This window comes from Kosakonia arachidis (assembly GCF_900116535.1).
In the GTDB taxonomy this organism is placed as follows: Bacteria; Pseudomonadota; Gammaproteobacteria; order Enterobacterales; family Enterobacteriaceae; genus Kosakonia; species Kosakonia arachidis.
Window position 1 is genome coordinate 210025 of sequence record NZ_FPAU01000002.1, and the last position, 19779, is coordinate 229803.

At 52.1% G+C, this 19779-nt stretch carries 20 protein-coding genes; 3 read left to right on the forward strand and 17 right to left on the reverse strand.

All coding sequences use genetic code 11. The annotated features are described in order from the left end of the window. The first annotated feature begins 54 nt into the window (after positions 1–54). The gene (locus tag BM427_RS09125) at positions 55–1026 is read left to right on the forward strand and encodes a helix-turn-helix domain-containing protein (RefSeq protein ID WP_090121025.1); all 972 of its coding nucleotides are present in this window, start codon (positions 55–57) and stop codon (positions 1024–1026) included. 61 nt (positions 1027–1087) lie between these two features. Here BM427_RS09125 and BM427_RS09130 read toward each other — a convergent pair whose 3' ends face one another. The 5 genes from BM427_RS09130 to BM427_RS09145 form a co-directional block, all read right to left on the reverse strand. Further along, positions 1088–2452: an EAL domain-containing protein gene (locus BM427_RS09130; RefSeq protein WP_090121027.1), complete on the reverse strand. Its 1365-nt coding sequence runs from the start codon at positions 2450–2452 to the stop codon at positions 1088–1090. Positions 2453–3044: 592 nt separating this feature from the next. Beyond that, on the reverse strand, positions 3045–3194 hold the full coding sequence (locus BM427_RS25275; protein ID WP_208809132.1) for a hypothetical protein: 150 nt from the start codon (positions 3192–3194) through the stop codon (positions 3045–3047). 242 nt (positions 3195–3436) lie between these two features. Continuing rightward, the gene (locus BM427_RS09135) at positions 3437–4342 is read right to left on the reverse strand and encodes an alpha/beta fold hydrolase (protein ID WP_090121028.1); all 906 of its coding nucleotides are present in this window, start codon (positions 4340–4342) and stop codon (positions 3437–3439) included. A gap of 51 nt (positions 4343–4393) precedes the next feature. Beyond that, positions 4394–5002 carry a TetR/AcrR family transcriptional regulator gene (locus BM427_RS09140; RefSeq protein ID WP_090121029.1) on the reverse strand — a complete coding sequence of 203 codons (609 nt, stop codon included), beginning with the start codon at positions 5000–5002 and terminating at the stop codon, positions 4394–4396. A 732-nt stretch (positions 5003–5734) separates the two neighbouring features. Beyond that, positions 5735–6331 (reverse strand): LysE family translocator, encoded by a 597-nt coding sequence (locus BM427_RS09145; RefSeq protein WP_090121031.1) that lies wholly within the window; start codon positions 6329–6331, stop codon positions 5735–5737. Positions 6332–6428: 97 nt separating this feature from the next. On the opposite strand from BM427_RS09145, the gene BM427_RS09150 reads away from it, so the two are divergent. Further along, positions 6429–7277 carry a LysR family transcriptional regulator gene (locus BM427_RS09150; RefSeq protein ID WP_090121032.1) on the forward strand — a complete coding sequence of 283 codons (849 nt, stop codon included), beginning with the start codon at positions 6429–6431 and terminating at the stop codon, positions 7275–7277. 212 nt (positions 7278–7489) lie between these two features. Here BM427_RS09150 and BM427_RS09155 read toward each other — a convergent pair whose 3' ends face one another. Next, positions 7490–7948 carry an Arm DNA-binding domain-containing protein gene (locus tag BM427_RS09155; protein WP_244316548.1) on the reverse strand — a complete coding sequence of 153 codons (459 nt, stop codon included), beginning with the start codon at positions 7946–7948 and terminating at the stop codon, positions 7490–7492. Positions 7949–7969: 21 nt separating this feature from the next. Between BM427_RS09155 and mutS the strand changes: the two genes are divergently transcribed. Beyond that, positions 7970–10531 carry a DNA mismatch repair protein MutS gene (gene mutS, locus BM427_RS09160; RefSeq protein ID WP_090121034.1) on the forward strand — a complete coding sequence of 854 codons (2562 nt, stop codon included), beginning with the start codon at positions 7970–7972 and terminating at the stop codon, positions 10529–10531. 296 nt (positions 10532–10827) lie between these two features. Here mutS and rpoS read toward each other — a convergent pair whose 3' ends face one another. The 11 genes from rpoS to cysN form a co-directional block, all read right to left on the reverse strand. After that, positions 10828–11820, reverse strand: coding sequence for an RNA polymerase sigma factor RpoS (gene rpoS, locus BM427_RS09165; protein ID WP_090121035.1), 993 nt, complete (start codon positions 11818–11820; stop codon positions 10828–10830). 123 nt (positions 11821–11943) lie between these two features. Next, the gene (gene nlpD / locus BM427_RS09170; protein WP_244316633.1) at positions 11944–12996 is read right to left on the reverse strand and encodes a murein hydrolase activator NlpD; all 1053 of its coding nucleotides are present in this window, start codon (positions 12994–12996) and stop codon (positions 11944–11946) included. A gap of 176 nt (positions 12997–13172) precedes the next feature. Beyond that, entirely contained in the window at positions 13173–13799 is a 627-nt protein-coding gene (locus BM427_RS09175) for a protein-L-isoaspartate(D-aspartate) O-methyltransferase (protein WP_090121037.1), read from the reverse strand. Continuing rightward, the gene (surE, locus tag BM427_RS09180; RefSeq protein WP_090121039.1) at positions 13793–14554 is read right to left on the reverse strand and encodes a 5'/3'-nucleotidase SurE; all 762 of its coding nucleotides are present in this window, start codon (positions 14552–14554) and stop codon (positions 13793–13795) included. The genes BM427_RS09175 and surE overlap by 7 nt, the downstream gene beginning before the upstream one ends. Continuing rightward, positions 14535–15584, reverse strand: coding sequence for a tRNA pseudouridine(13) synthase TruD (truD, locus tag BM427_RS09185; protein ID WP_090121041.1), 1050 nt, complete (start codon positions 15582–15584; stop codon positions 14535–14537). The genes surE and truD overlap by 20 nt, the downstream gene beginning before the upstream one ends. Continuing rightward, a complete protein-coding gene (gene ispF / locus BM427_RS09190; protein ID WP_090121043.1) occupies positions 15581–16060 on the reverse strand; it encodes a 2-C-methyl-D-erythritol 2,4-cyclodiphosphate synthase in 480 nt (159 codons plus the stop codon). Before ispF ends, truD begins: the two co-directional genes overlap by 4 nt. After that, the gene (gene ispD, locus BM427_RS09195; protein WP_090121044.1) at positions 16060–16770 is read right to left on the reverse strand and encodes a 2-C-methyl-D-erythritol 4-phosphate cytidylyltransferase; all 711 of its coding nucleotides are present in this window, start codon (positions 16768–16770) and stop codon (positions 16060–16062) included. The genes ispF and ispD overlap by 1 nt, the downstream gene beginning before the upstream one ends. 19 nt (positions 16771–16789) lie before the next feature. Further along, on the reverse strand, positions 16790–17146 hold the full coding sequence (ftsB, locus tag BM427_RS09200) for a cell division protein FtsB (RefSeq protein WP_090121045.1): 357 nt from the start codon (positions 17144–17146) through the stop codon (positions 16790–16792). A gap of 160 nt (positions 17147–17306) precedes the next feature. After that, the gene (locus BM427_RS09205; protein WP_090121046.1) at positions 17307–17633 is read right to left on the reverse strand and encodes a DUF3561 family protein; all 327 of its coding nucleotides are present in this window, start codon (positions 17631–17633) and stop codon (positions 17307–17309) included. Between the two features lie 111 nt (positions 17634–17744). Continuing rightward, positions 17745–18350: an adenylyl-sulfate kinase gene (gene cysC / locus BM427_RS09210; protein ID WP_090121048.1), complete on the reverse strand. Its 606-nt coding sequence runs from the start codon at positions 18348–18350 to the stop codon at positions 17745–17747. Next, entirely contained in the window at positions 18350–19777 is a 1428-nt protein-coding gene (gene cysN, locus BM427_RS09215; protein WP_090121050.1) for a sulfate adenylyltransferase subunit CysN, read from the reverse strand. Before cysN ends, cysC begins: the two co-directional genes overlap by 1 nt. Between the last annotated feature and the right edge of the window lie 2 nt (positions 19778–19779).

Sequence of the window (19779 nt, forward strand, 5' to 3'; positions counted from 1 at the left end):
GGCGCAAATATTGCTTTCAGTTTGAAATAATTCATTCTGCTATGAGGTGTTGCCGTGAACAGTCATTCCACTTCCCGGGATATACGCTATTCAACCGAACATGTTTCAGCGCAGCACCGCTTCGAATACTGGAATGATGTTATTCTTCGTCACTGCATTCCTTCGGATGGCAAACCACCCGCTGATGGCGGGTTTGATGGAGAACTTGCCGTAAGAGAAGTGGGGCTTGTGGATGTGTGCACTCTCACTTCAACACTCCACCACTGGGAGAGAAAATCACGACATCTGAGAACAGGACCGGACGATGATTTATGGCTCGGTTACTTTCGGGGAGGACACGGCCAACTGGAACAGGGAGGGCGAAAAGCGTGTCTGTCGTCTAATGATTTAGTTCTTTATGATGCGGCACAGACGTTTCGGTTCAGCCTTGGGGGCGAAAATAACCACCTGATACGAATTCCCCGGCATCTGCTAGCAGGAAAAGTCTCTGCCAGCGAGACCCTGACTGCCACTATTCTTGATGATTCTCGTCCGGGAATTATTCCTCTGCGTGAGATGATTTACCAGGCAGCTCAAACACCGGTGTTGATAAGTAATCCGGCCATGGCCAGTCGCTTTTCACAAACAATGCTGGATCTACTGGTTCTGAGCCTGGAATTGCAGGATCACAATACAGCAGCTTCAGAACGCGATTTATACGCAAAAATGAGAAACTATATCAGCAGAAATCTTACTAACCCTGAGCTCAGCATAGAGAATATTGCTCTCGCTCATCACGTATCAGTGCGTACGGTTACACGGACCTTTGCACGACATCAAAAAACACCAGCCGCCGTTATCTGGCAAGAGCGGCTTCAAGCCAGCCGTGATGCGCTTGAACAGGGGCGAGTGCGTAGCGTATCTGAGGCTGCACTTGACTACGGATTCTCTGATTTCACGCATTTCAGCCATGCATTCCGTAAAGCATTTGGCGTCACACCGAGCTCGGTCATGAAGCAGCAACGTCAGGTTTTTATAAAATCCTGATAAATTCTCTTCCGTTGTAGGGACATGCCTTAAACGCCAGGTATTAAGATATATACACAGGTCATCCCATGCGAGCGTTATGACGTTCGCAAAATGAAATAAACTCCGCTAAAGGCATGGGGTGTGCATAATAATAGCCTTGTTGAACATCGCAACCCATGGCAAAGACGGTTTCGGCCAGGCTTTGAGTTTCAATGCCTTCGACAACGATGTTCAATCCCACATCATTTGCGATTTCAATGATCTTCTCTAATATCACTCTGTTCTTGTGACTCTGGTCGATGCCTCTTAATAAATTTTTATCAATTTTGACCTCGTCAAACGGCATTTCATTTAAAATGTTCAGTGAGGCATAACCTGAGCCCAGGTCGTCTAGCGACCATAATATGCCTTTCTTCGTCAGGTCATTCATGATCTTATAAATGTACGTTTTATCATAAATAAAAGCGCTTTCCGTTATTTCAAATTTTATAAGCTTGTAGCTTAACGTATTTTTTTTGAATAGTTTAGCGATGGTATCTATGAACTCAGCATCCATAAGCTGGACAGGACTAATATTGACTGAAAGCGTCATGTCTGTGACTTTCTTTCGTATTTCCAGTAAATCATCACCCACACGCTCTAGCATCCAGTACCCAATCGGTAATATTAATCCGGACGCCTCAGCAATCGGAATAAAATGCTCGGGTGATATAAAACCTTTGGTGTGGTGTTCCCAGCGCAGGAGAGCCTCTGCGGAAATGACTTTCCCTTCACGATTGATTTGTGGTTGATAATACACAGAGAGCTGGTTTGCTTTGAGAGATTTTGCAAGCGCCGATGTTAAACATTTTTCATCGGTGTAATTACTTCTGGAAATAAGTAGCATGCCAAAGATCAGGGAAATAGAGGTAAAGTAATTTATAAAAATTCCTTTAGCCATAATATATACGGGAGGACGGAGTATTTCTGTGGTAAAACAGATTCCCGATACGGAATAGACCAAATAAAAAGCAAAAGCGATAAAGGGCATTACTGTTTTGACATAAAACTGCTCATACCGCAGAAATAAAGCACCGCCAACAGCATAGGCGAGAAGATAAGAGTGTGATGAACGGGGTATACCGTCAACAGGATAGTCAGTCAAAGGAATTAAAATACATACAATAAGTATTAGGTGGGAGAATATCAGTACTTTTTTCTTGGTGATCCCAGAGAAGGCCATTCTCATAGCATAACAGCCCACCAGAACAACAGACATACATAAGGCGGCTATATAGGGTTTACCCGCCAATATATAGGCTACGCTCCATCCCGTACCGCCTGCCAGACAAATCACTCCAATAAGAAAAAGCAAGAAAAACTGCCGCCTTGTATGGTTACAACGTGGGAGATTCTGAATGTATGGCTCAAAAAAATACATCGATGAGTTTAATAATATATTCATATTACCCACTGTTCTATTTTTATAATTAAAAGGTAATTCTTCAGTATTTGTACTGATAACGGAGCATAGAAAAAGCCAATGAAAGATTTTCTCTGTGTATTACACCAAGATCCCTTTTAAAAAAATCAATGCTGTAATCTACTATACACCACATTTATTATACCAATAAAAGAGGCTGATTTCTTTCCCGGGAAATGGTAGCTCCTGTTGTACCATACCTCATTGAAACCAGCACAAAGAATCAAAAGACGCTATGCCTTTACCGATGTTTTTAAGAATATCCCCATGCCCTGGAAAAGCTGTTACCGCAGTGTTAGAAGCAAGGGTATAAGCACCGGCAACTGCAGTAAATTACCGCCAAGCCCGACAACAGCGAAACAGATCGTTGTCATGCCACCTGTCTCTTGTCCGCTGGGCTACCACAGGATTCTGGGCAATTTCCAGCAGCCTGGGCGGATTCAATTTCATTTAGTCTTGCGTGAGATGACTGACTTAGCTATAAGCCTGCAGATCCGATCTTCGCTCACAACAAACCTGGCTATCTCTGGATTTGCAGTTTCATATCAGAAACGATACTCAACGTCGCCCCCTCTCACAACTGCGTGGATAGCGCCTGATTAATGCAGCCCTGGCCGATTAACGTGGTACGCACAGCCTCAATAAGCGGGGTATGCGGATCGAGGCCTAAGAAAGCAATCTTCGTTTCATGGCAACGTCCCCCTTGATTAAGATAGCGTTGCATCGCCCCGTTGAACTCACAGGTCATTGCTGACGTAGTGGTGTGTTCAGCGGGAGCAGGTCACAGAGAGGGGAAAACCGATAAGCGCCACGCGGGTTGGAAGGTGCTTCCACGTTCGCTGGATAGTCTTGTTCGACACATGGTTTACTTTGCTTTCTGTCCGCTCCGTGCCAGGTGTGGCCCCCTTCAACACAACGATATTATTAATCGGAGGCCCCCATAAGTACTCAATTATCAGGCTCAATTTAACAAAAAAAGGTTGCCAGCTCCTCAGCCAGTGCCTGCGGTTGCTCATCCGGGATGAAATGACCGCTATGTTTGATAGTGATACCTGTAACATTATCAGCAAACTGCCTTAACGGCGCAGCCATATCGGGGATAGAACCTTGTTCCGCGCTAATAGCCAGCAGTGGAAGTGTCATTTTACATTGCTCACTCAGGGCCCAGTTCTGTGCAGCTGACGTCATTACCTCACGGTATGGCGCCAGGCCGGCACGCAATGCGCCGTTCTGTGTTAGCAAACGTATATACTCCGCCATATCGGCATTGCTAAAGGCCATTGGACTGGCTGCCTTGCGTCGCAGGAACCATTCAAGGTAGACCTCTTCACGTCCGGTAATTAATGCTTCAGGAAGATCGGGTAATAAATGGAAAGCAAAGTGCCATGTTTTCCAAGCCTTATCCGGTGTCACAGGCAGGGCATCGGGCAGGGTTATGCCGGGAATACCCGCATCCAGAAGAGCCAGCTTGATCACCTGCTGGCTGTAGAGCATGGCGTAAGGCCAGGCCACCCAGGCTCCAACATCGTGAGCAGAAAGGTAATAACGATCAATCGCAAGTTTTTGCATCAGGCCCTGTACCTTGCCTGCAAGGGCCTGCGTATCATAGCCGGATTGCGGTTTGTCGGAATCACCTTGCCCAGGCAGATCCAGTGCGATAATCAAATAGCGGTCAGCCAACAGTGCCATTACCTGACGCCAGGCGTACCAGCTTTGCGGAAAGCCAGCTAACATCAACACGACTTCACCCTGTGGATTGCCCCCTCTTACATAGTGCAAACGAACACCATCTATTGTTTCGTAGTAATGGGAAAAGCCTGGCATGTCTGTGACAGGCTGTGACCAGGATGGAACAATTGTCTTGTCGAACATTGAAATCTCCACTTATTTAGGAAATGACCATTTCCTTATTTGGTAAAAATTTTAATCAAGCATTCTGTGAACCGTGGCAATCAGAAGCTCGCCCTCTGCTATATCCTTTATTTTCCCTGCTACACGCATACCCAACACCAGACACAACAGCATGTTAGTCAGCGCTTCAGCATCATGTTGCGGGTTAACCGAGCCGTCCTGCTGACCCTTTTCAATCAGGTGCTGGATAGTTAGCTGATTACGCTGAAGCGCAACATGCACCTGTTCTGCAAGCCCGGCATCAAACTGCTGTAATTCGATGGCGCTGCCGACGACCAGGCAGCCACGCCGTCCTTCAGCATCACTGGCAGATTCAAGATAGAACCGTAGCAGCTCAGCAATTCCTGACCGACCATCAGGCTGTTGCGCCAGTCGCTGGCGTAGCGACTTCATACGCAGCGATGTATAACGCTCAAATGCTTGCAAAAAAAGGTTACGCTTGTCGTGAAAGGCTTTGTAGATACTCCCGGAGGCAAGTTGCATGCCTTTGCTCAGATCGCTGATGGAAGCGTTGTAATAACCCTTTTCACGAAAAACCAGGATGGCAAGGTCAAGCGCCGCATCCACGTCAAACTGCCGGGGACGCCCGCGTTCACGAACTTTTTGTGGTTGCTCTGACATCATCCGCATTATTTTGGAATTGATCGATTCCAAAATTGTTGCATATAATTCAAAAAAATAAAAGGGTAAGGATATATAAGGTTTTAGAGTTCCAACTTCCGCCCCGGCGCACATTATACCCAAAGCATAACCTTCAGGTTGATCACTACCTGCCCGGTTTAGCCCTGAGGACAGCCAAATTGCGATCAGGACAAAAGAGCTTTAATTCATGTTGGCGCTTGCGGCAAGCTTGATCTGAATATATCGGCGTTTGATAACGAGCTGGACGGGCGCGACTATATGTAGAAATGGGGTTTCCCAATATAGTGAACTGCGGCGGAAAGGGCGATGCGGTTTCCCCGTGGGATAAATTCAACACCCCTTTGAACCTTATATGGTCAAGGATATCGCTTCAAGGGGAGGAGGTCATGCGAAAGGGCCTGAAGCCTACAATAAAACGTATCCAACCGCATTTCTGATAAAGACTATGAGGATAATTGAGTCGGGCGTACCGGGCTGGAGATGATGCGCTCGTTTCCGCAAGATCAGCCATAGCACATGGTAGTCAATTTCGCCGGACATCATGACCCGGAAGATATTACCGCCAGTATGGAAAAAAGCGCTGGTGGCCGGAAATTCCCTTCACCCGTTGATTCCACGGCACTGAGCGGACGCGAGTCTACCCTACTCAAACCCCAATGCTGCATTGTGCAACTGCACTCCCGGTGGGTCAGGTTAAAGGGATTAATGATGTCAGAGCCACATCGGAATGACGGAAATAGCGAGTAATCCCCCCAGTATGGTGTTAAGAACATGCCATTGCGCGTCTGTTCGTAACAGACGCGCCAGCAACAGACCGGCAATACACCACAGGGAGAGAGAGAGGATCGCGGCGATACCAAATGAACAACCAAGAGTAAAAACAAGGTACACGGGTTGCGAGGCAATTGAAGCGAATGAAGCGGCTGCCCCCAGGGTCATCGCCCACCCTTTGGGATTGTGCCAAACCAGCCATAGTGCCGCCACGAACGTTGTTGGTCTGGCAACACTTGCATGTAAATGCGGTGGGCCGCTGCGGGTCATCTTCCACGCAAGCCACAGCAAATACAGGCTACCCGCAAGTTTCATGGCAAATTGCAAGGAAGGGAAAGCCAGAATCACGCCGCCTAATCCCGCGGCGGCACAAGCCGCCATCGAGGCAAGTCCCAACGCGATCCCGCACATGAAGGGCATGGATCGATAATAACCAAAATGGGCACCAGATGCAGTGGCTAAGGTGGTGGCACCGCCAGGCGTCACGGTGGAAACAATCACAAACAAAAGCAGTGGGAAATATTCAGCGATTAGCATACAGGCCTCCAGGGTTATGACAGGACTCTACCGTGTCACTATTCATGATGAAAGCTAATGATATGCATGCTTTATATTACGAGTTATAATGCATTGTATGAGCCGAAATCTTGATATTACGCTACTACGTACGTTTGTTGCCGTTGCCGATCATGGCAGCATGACAGCGGGCGGAAACGCCTTACACCTTACACAGAGCGCTGTCAGCCAGCAGGTTGCCCGGTTAGAGGCGTTTTCTGGCGTACTGTTTTTCCGTGGAAAACGAACCCTACGCCTGACGCCTGGTGGAGAACGCTTGCTTGGAAAAGCACGACGCCTGATTACCCTGAACGACGAACTGTGGGCGGAAATGACGGAAGGGCCGCTTGATGGCGTCATCCGGCTTGGTGTCCCGTATGATCTTGTCGGAACGTGGTTGCCGCCTGTCCTGAAAAATTTTGCGGCAGCGCATTCGCAGGTGGATTTACGACTGGTTTGCATGTCATCGCCAGAGCTCCTTGCCGCGATCGCAGCCGGTACGCTCGATCTGGCACTGGTTGAAGAGCCGCCTGGAAAATCCGGAGGGGAATGTCTGTTAGTTGATCGCCTGGTGTGGGTTGGAGCCAAAGGCGGTGCCGCGTTTCTGAAACGTCCATTACCGGTGTCTATGGTTGCGGAAACCTGCGCATTTCGTGCGGTGGTATTGCAGGCGTTGCGAGAGAGAGAAACCACCTGGCAAACGTTGTTTGAAAGCGGCAGTATTGATGCGACGCAAGCTATGGTTCGCGCCGATCTGGCCGTCAGTGTCTGGCTGGCATCAACCATTCCGAGCGATCTGGTCATTCTCCCCTTTGATGAAAATTTACCTGAACTTCCGCTATTTTCTGTCAACCTTTATCACGCCAGGGGGCAGCGCTCGCGTGCAGTGCATGAACTGGCACAACAAATACGCGGCAGACTCAAGTAGTTAGAACAATAGAGCAGCATGCTGTAAGTGAAAATCATCGCGGAAGCTCATGTCATGCTGCCTGAAGTCTGATTGAAACTAAAAGAATATAGTCTCAACCAGGCTGGGTTACACTCTGGTTTCGTGCCTGCCGGCAATCAAGATTATCAATGGAGCCACTCAGAAGTGGAATAGCTGCATCACTATGAGCCCTTCCTAATATTGATGCCAGGTTAATTCAGCCACTTTGGCCTGTTCAACCTCGATTGCGCGCAATTGTTTTCTTGCTTGAGTTCAGTAGCTGGGCATCTTCCGTCCTGACGCACGAGCTTTAATTCGTTGAGTTTGAGACGGGCAGCGGCGAGAGAAGTCTGCGGAAAATTGCCGATTTTAACTTGAGCGAGCTTGCCAGTCAGAGGGCTCGTATAACGGTAGAAAAAAGACTTAACCCCTGTTGCACCGCAGGAGACATGTAAACCACGCTTTTCGCCAATATCTGCTTTATCTTTATCGCCTGGCTTCATCATTTCTATCGTTTTAAACGACAGTGACTTTGCCTCTTGTTTTCCTACCAGAAAGACTCCGTTATCATGCTTACTCTGCATTCCTGGGAAAACCTTCGGAATGCTTGTGAATGAGGCAAGGCGATACGCAATAAGAACGATAAAAATCGCCAGCCCGTTAATATTCAAGCACATGGACATCATAAACTGATGAGTACACTAGAGAATTTCGACGCCCACACCCCAATGATGCAGCAGTACCTGAAGCTGAAAGCCCAGCATCCGGATATTCTGCTGTTCTACCGGATGGGCGACTTTTACGAACTGTTTTATGACGATGCGAAACGCGCTTCGCAGCTTATGGATATCTCGCTGACCAAACGCGGCGCATCGGCAGGTGAGCCGATCCCGATGGCCGGTGTTCCGCATCATGCGGTGGAAAACTATCTGGCGAAGCTAGTCAGTCTTGGCGAATCCGTGGCGATTTGCGAACAAATCGGCGATCCGGCAACCAGCAAAGGTCCGGTTGAGCGCAAAGTGGTACGCATTGTTACGCCTGGCACCATCAGCGATGAAGCGCTGTTGCAGGAGCGTCAGGACAATCTGCTGGCCGCAATCTGGCAAGACAGCAAAGGCTTTGGGTATGCCACGCTGGATATCAGCTCCGGGCGTTTTCGCGTCAGCGAACCGGCCGATCGCGATACAATGGCCGCCGAGTTGCAGCGCACCAATCCTGCCGAGTTGCTCTATGCCGAAGACTTTGCCGAAACGGCGCTGATTGAAGGCCGCCGTGGCCTTCGCCGCCGTCCGCTGTGGGAGTTCGAAATTGATACCGCCCGCCAACAACTGAACCTGCAATTTGGCACCCGTGACCTGGTTGGCTTTGGCGTGGAAAATGCACCGCGCGGCCTGTGTGCAGCCGGTTGCCTGTTACAGTATGTCAAAGACACGCAGCGCACTACCCTGCCGCATATTCGCTCCATCACCATGGAACGCCAGCAAGACACCATCATTATGGACGCCGCGACGCGCCGTAATCTGGAGATCACGCAGAACCTGGCAGGCGGCGTGGAAAATACACTGGCTTCGGTACTTGATTGCACCGTAACACCAATGGGCAGCCGCATGCTGAAACGCTGGCTGCATATGCCGGTCCGCGATACAACAGTGCTGACGGAACGCCAGCAAACCATCGGCGCATTGCAGGATCACTGCGGCGAGCTGCAACCGGTACTGCGCCAGGTGGGCGATCTGGAGCGTATTCTGGCACGTCTGGCGCTGCGCACAGCGCGTCCGCGCGATCTGGCGCGTATGCGTCACGCTTTCCAGCAACTGCCGGAACTGCGCGCGCAGCTGGCGGAAGTGAAAAGCGCGCCAGTGCAGGCGCTGTGCGAAAAGATGGGCGAGTTCAGCGAACTGCGCGAGTTGCTGGAGCGAGCAATTATCGATGCACCGCCGGTGCTGGTGCGCGATGGCGGCGTGATTGCGCCGGGTTATAACGCCGAACTGGACGAATGGCGCGGTCTGGCAGATGGCGCAACCGACTATCTTGACCGGCTGGAGATCCGCGAACGCGAACGCCTCGGGCTGGATACGCTGAAAGTGGGTTATAACGCGGTACACGGTTACTACATCCAGATTAGCCGCGGGCAAAGTCATCTGGCACCGATTCATTACGTGCGCCGCCAGACGCTGAAAAATGCCGAACGCTACATTATTCCAGAACTGAAAGAGTACGAAGACAAAGTTCTGACCTCAAAAGGCAAAGCACTGGCGCTGGAAAAACAGCTTTATGACGAGCTGTTCGATCTGCTGATGCCGTATCTGGCCGACCTGCAACAGAGCGCCTCTGCGCTGGCGGAACTGGATGTGCTGGTGAACCTGGCGGAGCGCGCTTATACCCTGAATTACAGCTGTCCGACCTTTATTGATAAGCCAGGCATCCGCATTACCGAAGGCCGTCATCCGGTGGTCGAGCAGGTACTGAAAGAGCCGTTTATTGCTAACCCGCTGAATTTATCGCCACAGCGCCGGATGTTAATCATCACCGGGCCAAATATGGGTGGTAAAAGCACCTACATGCGTCAGACTGCGCTGATTGCGCTGCTGGCCTATATTGGCAGCTATGTGCCCGCGCAAAAAGTCGAGATCGGCCCAATCGATCGCATCTTTACCCGCGTCGGGGCGGCAGACGATCTGGCCAGCGGACGTTCTACCTTTATGGTGGAAATGACCGAAACCGCCAACATCCTGCATAACGCCACGGAAAACAGCCTGGTGCTGATGGATGAAATTGGTCGCGGAACATCGACCTATGATGGTCTGTCACTGGCATGGGCATGTGCGGAAAACCTGGCGAATAAAATCAAAGCATTGACGCTGTTCGCGACTCACTACTTTGAGTTGACGCAACTGCCGGAAAAAATGGAAGGTGTGGCAAACGTACATCTCGACGCGCTGGAGCATGGAGATACCATCGCCTTTATGCACAGCGTGCAAGACGGCGCGGCCAGTAAGAGTTACGGCCTGGCGGTCGCGGCGCTGGCGGGCGTGCCAAAAGAGGTGATTAAACGCGCGCGCGGCAAATTACGCGAGCTGGAAAGCCTGTCGCCGAATGCGGCGGCCACGCAAATAGACGGCACTCAAATGTCGCTGCTGTCCCCGGCAGAAGAGACCAGCCCGGCAGTAGACGCCTTGGTAAACCTCGATCCGGACAGTTTAACGCCGCGTCAGGCGCTGGAATGGATTTACCGCCTGAAGAGCCTGGTGTAAGGCGCTGATTGCCAGATGGCACTGAAGCAGCTTGGGCGTTTTTACGCTCAGGGATCGAATCCGATCTGCCATTCTGTTCAGTCCGGACTTACATGCGATAACTTATTTCCGCCCGGCAGCAACGGGATCGTTGGCACAATGGGGACAGATCATTTTTCACGCCTTATTATTGGCGATTCGCCAGTATGGCGGTCAGCTTTTCCAGCGCTGATCAGAAAGATGATGAGAAAAGCGTAATAGCCGAAAAGAAAAAGGCCGCGTCGTAAACGAGCGGCCTTTTTGGTTTGAAAGCATGCTTATTCGCGGAACAGCGCTTCGATATTCAGCCCTTGCGTTTGCAGGATTTCGCGCAAACGACGCAGACCTTCAACCTGAATCTGACGAACACGTTCGCGGGTGAGACCAATTTCACGGCCCACATCTTCCAGTGTCGCAGCTTCATAACCCAGCAGACCGAAACGACGCGCCAGCACTTCACGCTGTTTGGCGTTCAGTTCGAACAGCCATTTGACAATGCTTTGTTTCATATCATCGTCTTGCGTGGTGTCTTCCGGACCGTTGTCTTTCTCATCAGCCAGGATATCCAGCAGCGCTTTTTCAGAATCTCCGCCTAATGGCGTATCGACTGAGGTAATGCGCTCGTTGAGACGCAGCATACGGCTTACGTCGTCAACCGGTTTGTCCAGCCGTTCAGCTATCTCTTCCGCACTCGGTTCGTGGTCCAGCTTATGGGACAACTCACGCGCGGTACGCAGATAGACGTTCAGCTCTTTAACAATGTGGATTGGCAGACGAATGGTGCGGGTTTGGTTCATAATCGCCCGCTCAATAGTCTGACGAATCCACCAGGTCGCATACGTTGAAAAACGGAAACCACGTTCAGGGTCAAATTTCTCAACGGCACGGATCAGCCCCAGATTTCCCTCTTCAATCAGATCCAGCAGTGCCAGACCACGATTACTGTAACGACGGGCAATCTTAACCACCAGACGCAGGTTACTTTCGATCATGCGACGGCGGGAGGCAACGTCACCGCGAAGTGCGCGGCGTGCAAAATAGACCTCTTCTTCGGCCGTTAATAGTGGAGAGTACCCAATTTCCCCAAGGTACAGCTGAGTAGCATCTAATACACGCTGGGTGGCACCCTGCGACAACAGCTCCTCTTCCGCCAGGTCATTATCACTGGGTTCCTCTTCTACTAAGGCTTTTTCGTCAAAAACCTCTACTCCGTTTTCATCAAATTCCGCATCTTCATTTAAATCATGAACTTTCAGCGTATTCTGACTCATAAGGTGGCTCCTACCCGTGATCCCTGGGCAAAGCTCCTGAAAACGCCTCATTGTGCTCGTTGCAGCGGCATCTGCGCGCACTGCAACGGCTCGATGGGGAGTCTTCAATAACCTTGCACCGATTCATCGCTGCGGCAAATAGCGCAGCGGGTTAACGGATTTCCCCTTGTAACGAATTTCAAAATGCAAGCGTGTAGAACTGGTTCCGGTACTACCCATGGTAGCTATTTTTTGCCCCGCCTTAACTTCTTGTTGTTCCCGGACCAGCATTGTGTCGTTATGGGCGTAGGCACTCAGGTAATCATCGTTATGTTTAATGATGATCAGATTACCGTAACCGCGCAGCGCGTTACCGGCATATACAACGCGCCCATCTGCGGTCGCGACAATAGCCTGTCCTTTGCTGCCAGAGATATCAACACCTTTATTGCCACCTTCGGTAGCAGAGAAGTTGTCGATAACTTTGCCCTCAGTCGGCCAGAGCCATGAAGCAATCGGCGAGCTGGTTGATGTACTGCTGGCAGTCGGTTCGGTTGTGCTTACAGAAGGTGCCGTAACAGGCGCTGTGATGGTTGTCGCAGGCTTGTTGTTGGGCAACATTTTGTTAGCACTTTGTTCACCTGAATCCTCAGAATACGTAATTGTCGGTTTCGAAGCAACCACTACGCTGGAATTTTGTGCAGGTTTTGAGACTATTCCTTGTGCCGAAGCATCAGCCTGCGTAATGGCATTTCCACCCGTAATTGGCGTTCCAGATGCGTTACCGACCTGCAACGTTTGCCCGACTTCAAGGTTATAAGGCGCAGCGACATTATTACGCTGCGCCAGATCACGAAAATCGTTCCCGGTAATCCACGCGATATAAAATAATGTATCGCCACGTTTAACCGTATAGGTACTACCGCCGGTATAGCTGCCTTTGGGAATATTGCCGTACTGGCGGTTATAGACGATGTGCCCATTAACGGTCTCAACAGGCGTCTGTGCCATCGGCTGAATCTGCGTTGGCTGTGCATTCGGGCGATATACAGGCTGAATTTTCTGCTGCGATGATGTACCAAGTTTTGGTGGAGGCGTAATCAACATTCCAGAACTAGAATTTGAACTGGCGTTACCGCCAACAGAACTGACCGGGGCCGGAGCATTAGTGGAATTTGAACACCCTGCCAGCCACAGCGAAACCAGTGACAATGCCGCAATACGGCTTACGGTGAATTTCGGGCTTCCCGCGCTCATTTATCCCCCAACAATATATAGATAACCAATGACTTAACGATAACCGCGACGTCTTGCGGCAAATATGTCTACCATACGCTGTTACGGTCTGAAAATCTCAGAGAAAACTCTGTAACTCAGGCCAGTTCGCCTCTTATTAGCGGAACAAAGCGCACCGCTTCCACAGTATCAATAATAAATTCGCTTCCGCGCCGACGAACGCGCTTCAACTGTTGCATTTCGTCACCTACGGGCAAGACAAGAAGGCCGCCCTCATCCAGTTGCGACATCAATGCGGCGGGGATCTCCGGCGGTGCGGCGGTCACAATAATGGCGTCAAACGGAGCGCGAACCTGCCACCCCTGCCAGCCATCACCGTGGCGAGTTGAAACATTGTGTAGATCGAGCTGCTTCAGGCGACGGCGCGCCTGCCATTGCAGGCTTTTGATACGTTCAACGGAGCAGACATGGTGTACAAGACGCGCCAGAATCGCCGTTTGATAGCCAGAGCCAGTGCCAATTTCCAGCACCCGTGACGCGGGTGTTAGCTCCAGCAGTTCGGTCATTCGCGCCACCATATAAGGCTGCGAAATGGTTTGTCCCTGACCAATAGGCAACGCAACGTTATCCCATGCTTTGTGTTCAAACGCCTCATCGATAAATTTCTCACGCGGCACTTGCGATAATGCCTCAAGCACCCGCTCATTTTTAATGCCCTGCGCGCGTAATTGATTGAGAAGATCCTGTACGCGTTTACTCACCATTGCGAATCCACCCCGACACGATCCAGCCAGCCTGAAACAACATCATGCGCGCTGTATGCTGTTAAATCTACATGCAACGGCGTGACGGAGACGTAGCCTTCATCCACGGCTGCAAAATCCGTATCCGGCCCGGCATCGCATTTTTCCCCGGGCGGACCAATCCAGTACAGTGTGTTGCCGCGCGGATCCTGCTGAGGAATAACTTGATCGGCCGGGTGACGGCTACCGCAACGGGTAACGCGAATACCTTTGATCTGATCGAGTGGCAGATCCGGCACGTTGATATTGAGTATCCGCCCGGTACGTAGCGGCTCACGGTTGAGCGCACGCAGAAGAGAGCAGGTGACGGCGGCTGCCGTTTCATAATGAGTATGCCCGTTGAGCGAGACGGCCAGCGCCGGAAAACCGAGATGACGCCCTTCCATCGCGGCCGCAACGGTGCCAGAGTAGATCACATCGTCGCCGAGATTCGGACCGGCATTAATGCCGGAAACCACTACATCCGGGCGCGGACGCATCAGCGCGTTCACCCCAAGGTAAACGCAGTCGGTCGGCGTACCCATCTGTACCGCGATATCACCATTTTCAAAGGTAAAAGTACGGAGTGAGGATTCGAGTGTCAGTGAATTGGAAGCACCGCTGCGGTTACGATCGGGCGCGACCACCTGAACATCAGCAAACTCGCGCAGCGCTTTTGCCAGCGTCTGAATTCCCGGCGCGTGGATCCCGTCATCGTTACTCAGCAATATTCGCATAATCACCCGATGTGTTAATAAGTTCTCTGACCACGCTGGTGGCAAAACTTCCCGCCGGCAGCCAGAAACGTAACTCGACGGTGACATCATCCCACCAGTTCCAGCAAAGCTTCTGCGGATAGAGCAGCATCGCGCGGCGCGCGGCTTCTACTTTTTCCCGCACCAACAATGCCTGCAGTTCCGGCGCATCGGCAACCGCCTGTTGCTCAAACGCCAACGCTGCTCGCTGAGCGCCCCAATCGCCGCTGCCCGGCAGCGCGGCGGTAATCATTAAAGCTTTCGCATCGACGCGCGCCTGCAATTCCGCGCGTTCTTCCTCGCTGGCGACAAACCAGCTACCGCGTCCCGCTAATTGTAGCGCATCGCCGTCAACAACTTGATTAAAGTCTGTTTTTTTCAATCGTTCGTTGACGATTTGATTAAACAACGCGCTACGCGCCGCCGACAGCCAGAAACTGCGTTTGTTACGATCGCGGACCGGCGTATCGCTCTGCGCCCAACGTAATGCGCCCTGCAAATTACTGCCGCCAATACCAAAACGCTGAGCACCGAAATAATTCGGCACACCTTTTTCACTGATGGCCTGCAAACGGGCTTCAACATCCACCCGATCGTTCACTTCACGCAGCACTAATATAAAGGCGTTGCCCTGCAATGCGCCCAGCCGCAGCTTGCGCTTGTGGCGGGCATACTCCAGCACTTTGCAACCTTCGAGTTCAAACCCGCTGAAATCCGGCATCTTATTGCCCGGCACACGGGCACACAGCCACTGCTCTGTCACCGCATATTTATCTTTTTGCCCGGCAAAGCTCACCTCACGCGCCTGAATTTTTAGGAATTTTGCCAGCGCATCTGCCACAAAACGGGTGTTGCAGCCATTTTTCAAAATACGCACCAGAATATGTTCACCTTCGCCGTCCGGTTCAAAGCCGAGATCCTCCACAACGACGAAATCTTCCGGGTTGGCTTTGAGGATCCCGCGGCCAGCCGGTTTACCATGCAGCCAGGTCAGGTTTTCGAATTCTGTCATTTTGCCGCCTTCAACAGCAGCGCGACCGCCTCACAGGCAATACCTTCGCCACGCCCGGTAAAACCGAGTTTTTCGGTAGTGGTGGCTTTGACGTTAACATCATCCATATGACAGCCGAGATCTTCAGCAATGAAGACGCGCATCTGCGGAATGTGTGGCAGCATTTTCGGCGCCTGGGCAATGATGGTCACATCAACATTACCCAGCGTATAACCCTTTGCCTGGATGCGTCGCCAGGCCTCGCGTAGCAGCGCGCGGCTATCGGCGCCTTTAAATGCCGGATCGGTATCCGGGAACAGTTTGCCGATGTCGCCCAACGCCGCCGCACCCAGCAGCGCATCGGTCAGCGCGTGCAGCGCCACATCGCCATCAGAATGCGCCAACAACCCTTTCTCGTAAGGAATGCGTACACCGCCGATAATAATTGGGCCTTCACCGCCAAAGGCGTGTACGTCAAAACCGTGTCCAATGCGCATTATGCTTTCTCCTGAAGGTCTGAAAAGGTCAGATAGAATTCTGCCAGCCGTAAATCTTCCGGGCGGGTCACTTTAATATTATCCGCGCGTCCGGCCACCAACTCCGGGTGGAATCCGCAATACTCCAGCGCCGACGCTTCGTCGGTGATCGTCGCGCCTTCATCCAGGGCGCGGGCCAGGCAATCGTGCAGCAGTTGTCGCGGGAAAAATTGCGGCGTCAACGCATGCCATAAATCATTGCGCTCAACGGTATGAGCAATCGCCGTTTTTCCCGGCTCTGCGCGTTTCATGGTGTCGCGCACTGGTGCGGCAAGAATACCGCCGACGCGGCTGGTTTCACTGAGCTGTAACAGCCGGTTTAAATCATCCTGATGTAGACAAGGACGCGCGGCATCATGCACCAGCACCCACTGCGCGTCACCTGCAGCCTTTAAGCCCGCCAGCACCGAATCGGCGCGTTCTGCGCCGCCGTTCACCACGGTAATTTGCGGATGTTGCGCCAGTGGCAGACGGGCAAAGCGCTCGTCGCCTGGACTGACGGCAATAATCACCCGCCTAACGCGCGGGTGGGCAAGCAGCGCATCTACGGCGTGCTCAAGAATGGTTTTTTGGCCAATGGAGAGATACTGCTTAGGACATTCCGTTTGCATGCGGCGGCCGAATCCGGCGGCCGGCACTACGGCACAGACGTCCGGAATTAGTGCTGACATGTCGTAAACCCGGGACTGTTTATCGATTATTTTGTGTGTTTTGATTCTGGTTCTGGTTCTGGTTCTGGTTTTGGTTTTGCGCTGACCCCGGCGTACGCTTTGACGAATCCGGCACCAGACGATAAAACGTTTCGCCCGGCTTAGTCATGGATAATTCGTTGCGTGCGCGTTCCTCAATCGCTTCCTGACCGCCATTGAGGTCGTCAATTTCGGCGAAAAGCTGATCGTTGCGCGATTTTAATTTGGCGTTCGTCGCCCGCTGTGTCGCCACATCTTCGCTGACGCGGCTGTAGTCATGCAGACCATTCTTGCCGAACCACAGCGAATACTGTAGCCAGACTAGTAAAGCCAGCAATAGCAGCGTTAGTTTACCCATCCTGCCCCCTGAAAAACGGCACCATCATCCCATAACTTTTCGTCAGACTCCACTCCGGGGCCGGGCGATGCCGCGCAAGTGCCAGACTTTATCATAAATGTCTTCCGAACCGTAGCCGGACACATTGCCTTAATGAGGGTTACGCTTTGACGTAAGGCCGTTAGCCCAGTAACCACATAAACAGTACGCCAAACATAGCGGCGACCGTCAACAGCGTCGCTAAGCTGCTGTAGAGCAACCGGCCGCCGAGCAGCGAATGCAACGCAATACCGACCACCACGGAGACGGGCATCAACGCGAGGAAAAACGGCCAAGTGTAGAGAAAGAAAAACAGGGTGTTGGAACCATAAATCATAAACGGGATCGCCAGCGCCAGCAGCCATGCAACGAACCCCACTACGGCCCCGGGAAAAGACCATGTGGTTTCGTCGGAGGTCGCAGGGAGTGATTGCGACCGTGTGAGGGTGATGTTCTGACTGTTACGCATATCGGATCCTGTTGCCTGTACGACCAGTAAACAGCAGATACGCGCGCAAATTCAGGAAGCGTAATTTCAACGCCGCGATGCCTGAAGAGGGCGCGTATCGCCAGTACCGTCTCAGGATCTGATAATATCGCTCTCCCGGAGGAGGTCTAATAATTGGCTAACCAAATTTGTTACCAATTGTTCACCCTGCAGGTGTACTTCCGGCGATTCGGGCGCTTCGTAAACCGAATCAATACCGGTGAAATTACGCAGTTCACCGGCGCGCGCTTTCTTGTACAACCCTTTCGGATCTCGCGCTTCGCAAATCGCCAGCGGCGTATCAACAAACACTTCGATGAAACGCCCTTCTCCCAGGCGTTCACGCACCATCTGGCGCTCAGCACGGTGCGGAGAAATAAATGCCGTCAGCACCACCAGCCCGGATTCCACCATCAGTTTGGCCACTTCGCCGACGCGACGGATATTCTCTTTGCGATCGTCATCGCTAAAGCCAAGATCGCTGCATAAACCGTGGCGCACATTGTCGCCATCCAGCAGATAAGTGCTGACACCCACCTTATGCAGCGCCTCTTCCAGCGCGCCAGCGACCGTTGATTTACCGGAACCGGAAAGTCCGGTAAACCACAGCACAACCCCACGGTGGCCGTGGAGTTGCTCGCGTTGCTCAGGGGTTACCGGATGGGCATGCCAGACGACATTTTCATCATGCAGAGCCATTATTTGCCTCCCAGCAGATCGCGCACGCCCCAGTGCGGGAAGTGCTTACGGATAAGCTGGTTCAGTTCCAGTTCAAACGCGCTGAATTCCGAAGCGCTGCCCGGCTGTTCAATGTGAACATCACGCACCATACCCGCGCCGACGGTCACGTTGCTCAGCCGATCGATAAAGATAATACCGCCGGTGACCGGGTTTTGTTGATACGCGTCCAGCGTCAGCGGTTCATCAAAGGTCAAATCAACCAGACCAATGCCGTTAAGCGGCAGGCTCTCCACCTGACGCTGCGTTAAATTGTTGATGTCCACCTGATACTGAATGGTATCGACACGTGCGCGCGTCTTTTTGCCCGCCACTTTGATGTCGTAGCTCTGCCCCGCCTGCAATGGCTGTTCCGCCATCCATACCACATCAAGCGACGCGCGCTGCACGGCTGGCAGCGTTTCCTGCGCATCAAGAATCAGGTCGCCGCGGCTGATGTCGATCTCATCTTTCAGCACCAGCGTAATCGCCTCGCCTGCGGCCGCTTCCTGTAAATCGCCATCAAACGTGACAATGCGGGTAATGGTCGATTCCACGCCTGACGGCAACACTTTGATACGCTGACCAACGCTCACCACGCCGGACGCCAGCGTACCGGAGAAACCACGGAAATCGAGGTTCGGACGGTTAACATACTGCACCGGGAAACGCATCGGTTGGGTGTCCACTACGCGCTGGATCTCCACAGTTTCCAGCACTTCCAGCAGCGTCGGGCCGCTGTACCACGGCATTTTTTCACTCTGGCTGGCAACGTTATCGCCTTCCAGCGCCGACAGCGGTACGAAGCGGATATCCAGGTTACCCGGCAGTTGTTCGGCAAAAGTCAGGTAGTCCTGGCGAATGTTGTCGAAGGTCTCTTCGCTAAATTCCACCAGATCCATTTTATTCACCGCGACTATCAGATGCTTGATCCCCAGCAACGTGGAGATAAAGCTGTGGCGACGGGTTTGATCCAGCACGCCTTTACGCGCATCGATCAACAAAATCGCCAGATCGCAGGTAGACGCGCCGGTGGCCATATTGCGGGTGTACTGCTCGTGCCCAGGCGTATCGGCGATGATAAATTTGCGCTTCTCCGTAGAGAAATAGCGGTAGGCCACATCAATGGTAATGCCCTGTTCACGCTCCGCTTGCAGGCCGTCCACCAGTAGCGCCAGGTCGAGTTTTTCGCCCTGCGTGCCGTGGCGTTTGCTGTCGTTATGCAGCGTGGAGAGCTGATCTTCATAGATCTGGCGAGTATCGTGCAGCAAACGACCGATCAAGGTACTTTTCCCGTCATCGACGCTGCCGCAGGTCAGAAAGCGCAGCAGACTTTTATGCTGCTGGGCGTGCAGATACGCTTCGACGCCGCCCTCGTTGGCGATTTGTTGAGCAATAGTGGTATTCATGG